This is a genomic window from Mesorhizobium sp. M7A.F.Ca.CA.004.12.1.1, from assembly GCF_003997835.1.
In the GTDB taxonomy this organism is placed as follows: Bacteria; Pseudomonadota; Alphaproteobacteria; order Rhizobiales; family Rhizobiaceae; genus Mesorhizobium.
In genome coordinates, this window is the sequence record NZ_RZRK01000225.1 from 1 (window position 1) to 8,167 (window position 8,167).

The window sequence follows — 8,167 nt, forward strand, 5'->3', positions numbered from 1 at the left end:
GTGGTATATTCCGCCGCATGCGAGTTTTGTTCATCGCCTTCGCGGTCCTGTTTTTTATGGCTATCGGCTTTTGGCTGACGGCCAATTTTCTTATCAACAACTCCACTTCGGCGGTGATCATCCAGCCGACACGGGCGCAGCAATAGGAGCGGATATTATTGAAGCCGCGGTGACGACCGCGCCTGATCGTCCCTCGCCACCGCCCCCGTCGTCAGAAGCTTGGCGCCACCCGATAGCAGCTACCCATTCAGGGCCTCAGGTTCGGCGAGGAAGGATGCAGCGATCAGGTCGTCGCCCGCAATCTGGCCGCGACCGTCTTCCATGATGGCTGCAACCTTTTGGAAGGTTTTCATTTCTGCCTCAGTTATGCGTGCCGCCCGCATTTTTGCCTGGAGATCAGCCAGACGCGCCACGAGCGCTTGGGACGTCTCGTCTTCAAGGTTCATCATCTTCATTTGTCCGGTTGAGTAAGCAATTGACCGTTCTGTGCGCGGGCCACTCAAACACAGCTCTGCGCCAAACGTTCCCTATATGGGCTTCGGTCTCAACAACGATGGGACCAAAGTCTCCCCCAGTGACGCAATGGTCCGACATCCGGATCTAGCCGGAACACCTGGATAAAATGATTGTTGTTTCAGTCGTGAAATCGGCACAGCTAGGTCTCTTCCTGTGCTGAAAGGACCCGCGAGCCGCTACAGTGGTTGGCGGGTTCTCTATTTCATGTGCCAGCGCCAGGAGCTTAATTTTGCCGCCCATGAATGATAATCAGCCGCCCAACAGGGTGGTACACCAGCCGCCGCCGGGTTGGCAGAGCGCCGGGGTGCTTCTTGCAGCCGCTGCTCTGGCGTCATCCTTGGCCGCCCTGCTATTGGCATCTTGGATGTCAGGTTGAGGGCTCCCGGAGAGGCCGCAGTCTCCGTTCTGCCCACAACGTTCGGCATCAAAAGTCTGCTCCACCAAAACGAGCAGAGGCTTGTGCTTTGGCCGTTCGTCAAATGACTTGGGGCAAGTCCCGCATGTCTCACAGCGGGCAGAGCCAACCATCAAGAATTATCTAGAATTAGCGGAACCTAATATCGCGCCGACTCTTGTGCCGAGATGAGCGCGCGCGGAATCAACTTTCTCCATCGATGGATGACGAACAACGTTCCGGAGACGACCAAGGCCGACGTGATCGCCGTTGATGAACTCACGCATAAGCTAATAGCCGACGCCAGGTCCTTGGGGATCAAACGGGAAGAAATAGACGAGGAGGTGGACAGCCTCTATCGCACTATCCTCGATGCCATCGTCCACTATGATCCTGGTGTGGCCGAATGAGCGCTCGCGGCTGCATGTTCATCGACGATTGGATCGCGGGCCATCTGCCGGTTACCACAACCGGCGACCCAATCGCGGCCAGCGACCTTGCGGACCAGATGATGGACGCCGCACGAGATGGTGGAATCAAGCCCGACGAGATATATGAAGAGGTCTGGAGCGTATCCGAAGTGATATTCGAGGCGATACGGAAAAGTAGCGTCGCCCGAGCGACCATTAGATAACGACCTATAGCATCATTCTCCAAGCAGCCGAACATAGTGTGCCTCCGGCTGCCCATAGGTGCCATTTGCAGATGCTTTAAGACCATTGCGGTCTCGGATATCCACTTCGCCCCGTCGGGAATAAATGAGACCCCGCCCTTCCAGCACCTGCAACCCAACCGTGACTCCTGGGCGCCTTGCTCCGAGCATAATTGACAGGAACTCATGAGTGATCGCAAGGCGTTCGCCGTGGACCCGATCATCACACATCAAAAGCCATCGCGCCAAACGTTCTTCAAGGTTCGATCGTGCGTTGCTCAGGGCCGTATAGCTGGTCTGGATGTGGAAATAGTGGACATAGCGCAAGAGGAAGAGGCGCAGCGTCGGGCTGTTCGCAAGAGCCTCCTTGAAGGGCTCAGCTCCGATGCGGTAAGCGCTACCGGGCGATTGTACGTAACATTGATGCGCCGCATAGTCAGCGCCCATCACGAGCGCGCCACCGGTCATTCCCTCAAAGCCGACGAGCCCAACCTCTGTTTCTTTTCCTGACGCTGTGGCCACCACGGAAGCAATGCCGTCCTCCGGGAAATAGACCGTCTCGATATTAGAATCGGCCGTCTCCAGATTCATTCTCAGATTTAGAGCACATCGCTCAAGATGCGGTTGCAAAAGCGCTAGGTCATCGGAGTTGAGCCGACGCAGCAATTCGTTTTTATAGGAATCATTCACTAGATTGGTCATAGCTCAATCCCACTTGGGGCAAGAGCTTTCCAATCTCCCTGCCGTCCGCGCCCGTAAAAACGTGCAGACGATTCAATGAAGATACGCCTTGTGGCGCGCGATTGACACTGAAATGCGATTCGATGCACGGCGTCCCCTCAGCCGGCAAATTACAAAACATGGACGTTCAAAGTTAAAGGGTTGGAATCGTACAGAACTCTGCTTAGTACGAAACCGACAATTCGTGATAGGCGGCCAACGCGAGATCGATCAGGCCGAACCTGCAGAACTGACAATTCCCGCAATGCGGATAGCGACGGCATCAAGTCCGCCGTCGTAAATTCTCGTCAGGACGTGTTCCGCAGCTTGAGCCCTTTGGGCAGTGCACCCGAGAAGGTCGCCACCGCCCAACCTTGCCGGCCTATTGGCGACGCAATCCCAAACTCCCCACGATCCGTCGCGTTCAATATGACAGTAGAATCGGTGCTGGTGATTTTCCATGCAACTTAAACCCCCAACGTGCCGTTTGGGGTCCGCTCTATCCTGGAAGGTGGTTAATGGGCGTGCCGCGTTTGCCGTCACTTGCGGCATCCGAATGCCGCTTCCCTGCAGGATTTCCCGAGGAATCATAGCCGGCCCGTGTTGCATTCTCCGGCCGGCGCGGTGCTATATGCTGAGAATTCAGGGGCACAGACCATGATCCACACCCGCGCCGTAGTCTGCGCCCTAGCGCTCACGACCTTTGCCGCGGGTGCGTATGCCGATCAGCCCATGACAGGCAAGATGGCGAAATACATAATCGCTGGGCGTATCCTCAGCAACCGAGTTTGCGACAATGACCGTTTCTATCTGGATGAAGCTCGGCGGCTTCAATCCCTCGCGTTCGATCAGGTCGGCAAGAAACTAGGTTCATTTGAGCAAGGGCAGGAAACCGGGTTAGGCATGCCTGAGAGCGCCTGTGAGCAGCTTTACATCGATGCCGGAAACTGGAGCATGCTTCGCCCGGGACGGCCCTCAGAAGCCGTTGCGGAACAAATCAAATTGCTCGCCGCGATCGATAACAATAACTGCAATTGGGACAATGCGACTAAGGCTGACTTCGATCCACCGAAATACCCTGCGATGGTTCAGGCATCCAAAACATGGTTGGCTGAAAAGGAAATTCATAGCGTCGGTTACGACCGGCTGATCGAACTGCAATCCCTCTATGGATTTGAAACGACTATGGCCTACGTGGACGCCGGCAATTCTTAGGGCGTGTCCGACAAGATGACAGAGATTTGCCCAATCATCGAGGAGTTCGCCAAGTCACTTCTTGGGCGATAATTGGCGCAGGTTTGAGTCATCAGTAGATCAACGTCAGCCGCAGTCCGTTGTCGTCCAGCACGTTCGTTGTCGCGGGTGGCCACTGTCACGCGACACGCTGAAACGACTGAGGGCAGTTGTACGCGACGGACGAGGGCGTTATTGGCGCTTTTGTGCGACTACCTGGATTTGTGCGGTTAGGCAGAGCCCTCGGTCTCGCTTTCCTCATCGAACAGACGCGGCACCGGGAGATAAGCGTTGGCAATGGGCCAATCGCCAATGATGGTCTTGATCAGATCCGATTTCGCCTAGCTGAAATCGATGACGGGCTTTTCGGGAGAGGCCATTTTGCATCACTCGCAACACGGCTAACCAATCGATGCCATCCGCTTGGGACGACAATCTCTCAATGATGATCGAGGGGGAAGCTGGTTGATGTCAGCCCTGGTTGACCAAGGCGGTGATGCGAATGCCCGATTTTCGCGGTTGTTCCGGCCATGCAATGATAGCACAGCGTGACGACCTCTGAACACCCTTTACCGCAGGATTAGCCCGCCGGTTCTATTGATCTGCCTCATACCAACATTGCGCAAAGCGACAATTCAAAATAGGTTCGCACTGCCAATTCAGGAGTGAACAATTGACCGATGAAATTGAACGAAACACAGATCTGATTGAGCTGACGGTCGATATTGTCGCCGCGTTTGTACAAAATAACGCCGTGCCAGTGGCTGGGCTGCCGGATCTTATTTCTTCGGTCAACGCCGCGCTTTCGAAATTGGGCCCGACAGCGGTCGCGGAGCTACCGCCGCTGACGCCGGCCGTGAACCCGAAGAAGTCGATCTTTCCGGATTACATCGTAAGTTTGGAAGACGGTCGCAAATTCAAGTCAATGAAGCGCCATCTGGGTTTGCTTGGGATGACGCCCGAACAGTACCGCACGAAATGGGGTTTGCCTCGCGACTACCCCATGGTGGCGCCAAGCTATGCCGCACAGCGATCGGAGTTGGCAAAGTCGATAGGGCTAGGGCTAAAGCCTGCCACGAAGGATCCCGCCAAGAAAGCGCCGGCCAAGAAGCCAGCCCCAAAGGGTATCAAGGCTAAAGGCGCAAAGCGCAATCTCACAAGGAACGCGTAAAGCGAAGCTGGGGCTTCGTATCTCCGTCATGCAACGCCTAGGGGTGTCACCTTACCCACAGGCTGGGCACGGCGAGCAACGCAGTCGCCGGAGAACCGTCTAACCACTACTTACATTAGGGATATCTTGCAGATCAGCCTTATCTGGGGTATCTAATGGCGGGGGTGGTGTTATATGTACTGGATAATGTTGTTTGCCGGGGTGGGTTGCATTATGGCCTTGTTTGGCCTCTTGGTTCTCAGTGGCCTGGTGGGGGACCCGGGTGCTCACAGGTTCAAGTCCCACAAGGACAAGCCGAACTAGTCAGCTTCCGCGCTACTTGCCTTTAACGACCGACAAGATTGTTGGATCGACATCGAATATCTTACGGGCTCGCGCTGAGAAGAAACCTACCTGAAGCGCATTGCAAAACGCCGCGGCCGACGCGAGTAAAAGCGGGCCCTCCATCAGAACGCCAGCCGTACACAATACGACGGTTGCGAGGCCGGTACCCAAGGTAATGCGAAAAGCAAACTTTTCGTCGCCTAACACCATCAACAAAACTCCTGACGATCCGCCGAGAACATGGCAAACTTGGCCGCAGCCTAAGATCAGCGCTATCCACAAAGAACTTTCGTAGTGTGGGTTCCAAATCTGCACAGCGGCATAGCCGAGAGTCACCAACCCGAAATACATTAAGCAAGTCAGGAGCGTCGAAACACCAACCAATGTTCTGAGAGATCGCTGAAGTCCCACTCGGTCGCCCAGCGTCCAATGCTGTACCGCAGAAGGGGCAAAGGCGGAATTTGCGATGCTGAGCGGCATGATCAGTACCGTCGAAATCCTCAAAGCGACACCATATTGCGCAACTTCTGAGAAGCTAGTGAAGAGCGTCAGCAGAACCATGTCGACCTGAGATAGACCGAACAACATCAAGGTTGTCGCGAGATTCGGCAGAGTACGAAGGATAATCGCTCGTAGGTTTGTCTCTACGTTTGCTGGCTCAGTCCAGCGGCGCGACATCATAAAAATGCTAAAAGCGCCAAAACCCGCTGCCATCGCGAAGCCGACCAAACTACACAATAGGACCTGATGAAGGGTGACGCTGCTGTGTGTCACGAGGGCAAACGCGAGGAAGAGGGCCACAATGGCACTAGGGAAGGCCATGAGGAAAGCCGAACTCCGAATCGAGTGAACCGCTCGAAGCAGTTCGACTTGGACAGACCCCAAAGCTGCGCAGGGAATGGCTACGGCGACTATCGGCAAAATTTCTCCCCATTCGTTGCCTCCGCTGCTTCCGATCCAATGTTCTGCAAGCCAGAATGCCAATGCTGTGATGAGGCCGAAAGAGACAACTAGTCCCTGGATCCTAGCTATAAGATCCCGCGCTCGTCCAAAGTCTCCTTTCGCGGTCGCGGCCGAGACAAGCGCCGGCACAGTAAATGTGAGGCCCAATTGAACCAGGATTGCAAATCCTGAGGTGAGTATCTGAGCAATGAAATAGATGCCGACTTTGTCTGGAGGCAAGGCAAGAGGAAGTAGCAAGGAGCTCGCAAGACCTGCAGCCAATATGCCAACGCGGCCGGCGGCAGCGGCGCCACTAGCTCGCCATATCGAGGGCGCGGAAGCGACCGGAAGATCAATGGAGATGGGGTCGCTCATTGGGAGGCGCTCGGCTAGCCCGGGGACAAAGGGACGAACAGTTGGGAGTAATTGTGGCGTCTGCATGATTGGGCGCCCAATTGCAGTGAATTGGAACCGGGGTTAGTCCAGAAAATGGCGCGCCCACCCTGTCTGGATAAAGTGACCCTTCAGTTCGTCGTAGTTCGAGATGATCTCAGATTGAGCGCCGGTTCTCTGCCTTTTGAAACGGCTTTCGAGAGGTGCATCGCGCAAATTCAGAAATTCGAGGCAGCGCAATACGCCAGAGCCGTCGACCAACTGTTCATATGTTACATGCAAATTGGGAAATTCACTCGCTATCCGGTGCAAAGCGGAGTTGTCGCTTGTCCATTTCTCAAAAGCGGTCAATACATCATTTGGATCTGCATAAAAGTCATTTATTTTTGTCGGCCCGTAGTCCGATCTCCATGAATTATTTAAAGCCGCAAGTCTGTACGAAATATATTGATCCAACAGGTTGTCGCGTGACAAGCGGACAATCTTGTATCCGAATCTCTTGAATGCTTCTACCGCGTCAGTATGCTCCAGCAGAGACAGGTAGGGCATTTTGAAACCGGTGACCCTGCTACCCTTTTTGTGGAGCATCTTCTCAAGATAGCTAGCCACGTCCTTCTGACGGGAGTTTCTGAAAGATATTGTGCGCCGCCTGACCAAGTCGGCGATTAAGCGCGCCGTCGGTGAGAATAGCTCGCCTTCGCACGTTGCATCTGGGTGAGAGTCAAGCAAAGCCTGGAGATAGCTGGACCCCTGTCTCCCCACAAACAAAATCGCGAAAAATGTATGATCAGTCATTGGCAGATAATTGCTACACCGTTCAAAGGCCCATTCATCCTAGACGTCTAGCACCATCCCGAGTATTTGACAGGGCGTAGGATGATTGGATGGATATTTTGCACATCAAATCAGAAACCCAGTGCCTCTATGGGCAACGGCCGAAGCTATTAGCGAGGAACTCGCCGATAAGGCCGCGTGGCTGCACGTCTTACGCGCTGCTTAGACCCATTAACCGCCTGTATTCCGACTCCTTGGCGCGATTGCAAAAGCACGCGGACAGTTCGACATGACGGATAAGACGGGAGAGATGACGCGCAGTTTGGCTTCAGAGGGGGATGCGAGTGATGTCCCGAAAATCGTTCAACAGGAATCCGTGCTCGTCTTCGAATCTTTTGAAGAAACAGCGGCCTTTAAGCTAGGCTGCGCGCTTCGTTCCATCGCAGTGCGCGAACAGGTCGGGATCGTTATCGACATTCGGCTCTGGGATCGTCAATTATTCTACGCCGCGCTTCCGACATCAACGGCGTCGAATGGTGAATGGGCACGGCGCAAGCTTAACGTAGTCAAGCTCTTTCACAAGAGCAGCTATCTCTTAGCCCTACAGCAGCAACGTGAGGATCGCACTTTCCCTCCCGGATACGGTCTGAATCCACAGGATTTCGTTCTAGCCGGCGGGGCTTTTCCAATCCGGGTCAAAGGGGTGGGCGTGATTGGAGCGATTGCGGTGTCCGGCCTCAGTCAACGCAGTGACCATAACCTCGCAGTAGCAGGTCTATGCGAGCACCTTGGAAAGGATGCCAACCTTTTGTCCCTCGGTCCCGAGACATGGAACTAGTCTCTGTTGGCTGCATTCCGTCGTTCCCGCATACGCACCGATACGGGGGCAAACGCGCACCGGGCTATCAGAAGAGCGTGGCTTACGGCTTTGCGAGATAGCAGTGTCCGCGGGTGCCTGGCTGCTGCCAATAATCGTTGAACGGCAACAGCTACTCGTCCCGAACGCCCATGGATCGCAGCCGACAGTAAATTAGCGTTTGCCCTAGTC

General features: G+C 54.7%; 9 protein-coding genes. 5 read left to right on the plus strand and 4 right to left on the minus strand.

The features are described 5' to 3' along the window. Positions 1-239: 239 nt before the first annotated feature. Positions 240-449: a hypothetical protein gene (locus EN984_RS14110; protein WP_164748682.1), complete on the minus strand. Its 210-nt coding sequence runs from the start codon at positions 447-449 to the stop codon at positions 240-242. Positions 450-1,098: 649 nt separating this feature from the next. Here EN984_RS14110 and EN984_RS14115 point away from each other — a divergent pair. Together EN984_RS14115 and EN984_RS14120 are read left to right on the plus strand one after the other, a co-directional pair. Beyond that, positions 1,099-1,320, plus strand: coding sequence for a DUF768 domain-containing protein (locus EN984_RS14115; RefSeq protein WP_127267017.1), 222 nt, complete (start codon positions 1,099-1,101; stop codon positions 1,318-1,320). Between the two features lie 14 nt (positions 1,321-1,334). Beyond that, complete coding sequence (locus tag EN984_RS14120; protein ID WP_236382658.1) at positions 1,335-1,544, plus strand: hypothetical protein; 210 nt, start codon at positions 1,335-1,337, stop codon at positions 1,542-1,544. 12 nt (positions 1,545-1,556) lie between these two features. Here EN984_RS14120 and EN984_RS14125 read toward each other — a convergent pair whose 3' ends face one another. After that, complete coding sequence (locus EN984_RS14125; RefSeq protein ID WP_127267019.1) at positions 1,557-2,264, minus strand: Crp/Fnr family transcriptional regulator; 708 nt, start codon at positions 2,262-2,264, stop codon at positions 1,557-1,559. Positions 2,265-2,939: 675 nt separating this feature from the next. Between EN984_RS14125 and EN984_RS14130 the strand changes: the two genes are divergently transcribed. Then, positions 2,940-3,497 carry a hypothetical protein gene (locus EN984_RS14130; RefSeq protein ID WP_127267020.1) on the plus strand — a complete coding sequence of 186 codons (558 nt, stop codon included), beginning with the start codon at positions 2,940-2,942 and terminating at the stop codon, positions 3,495-3,497. A gap of 691 nt (positions 3,498-4,188) precedes the next feature. Then, entirely contained in the window at positions 4,189-4,686 is a 498-nt protein-coding gene (locus EN984_RS14135; protein ID WP_127267021.1) for a MucR family transcriptional regulator, read from the plus strand. Positions 4,687-5,001: 315 nt separating this feature from the next. On the opposite strand, the gene EN984_RS14140 is transcribed toward EN984_RS14135, so the two are convergent. Both EN984_RS14140 and EN984_RS14145 read right to left on the minus strand, forming a co-directional pair. Next, the gene (locus EN984_RS14140) at positions 5,002-6,327 is read right to left on the minus strand and encodes a hypothetical protein (RefSeq protein WP_127267022.1); all 1,326 of its coding nucleotides are present in this window, start codon (positions 6,325-6,327) and stop codon (positions 5,002-5,004) included. A gap of 102 nt (positions 6,328-6,429) precedes the next feature. After that, positions 6,430-7,140, minus strand: a complete 711-nt coding sequence (locus EN984_RS14145) for a hypothetical protein (protein WP_127267023.1) — start codon at positions 7,138-7,140, stop codon at positions 6,430-6,432. A gap of 268 nt (positions 7,141-7,408) precedes the next feature. Here EN984_RS14145 and EN984_RS14150 point away from each other — a divergent pair, with 268 nt between their 5' ends. Next, entirely contained in the window at positions 7,409-7,957 is a 549-nt protein-coding gene (locus tag EN984_RS14150) for a heme-degrading domain-containing protein (RefSeq protein ID WP_236382656.1), read from the plus strand. Positions 7,958-8,167: the final 210 nt, after the last annotated feature.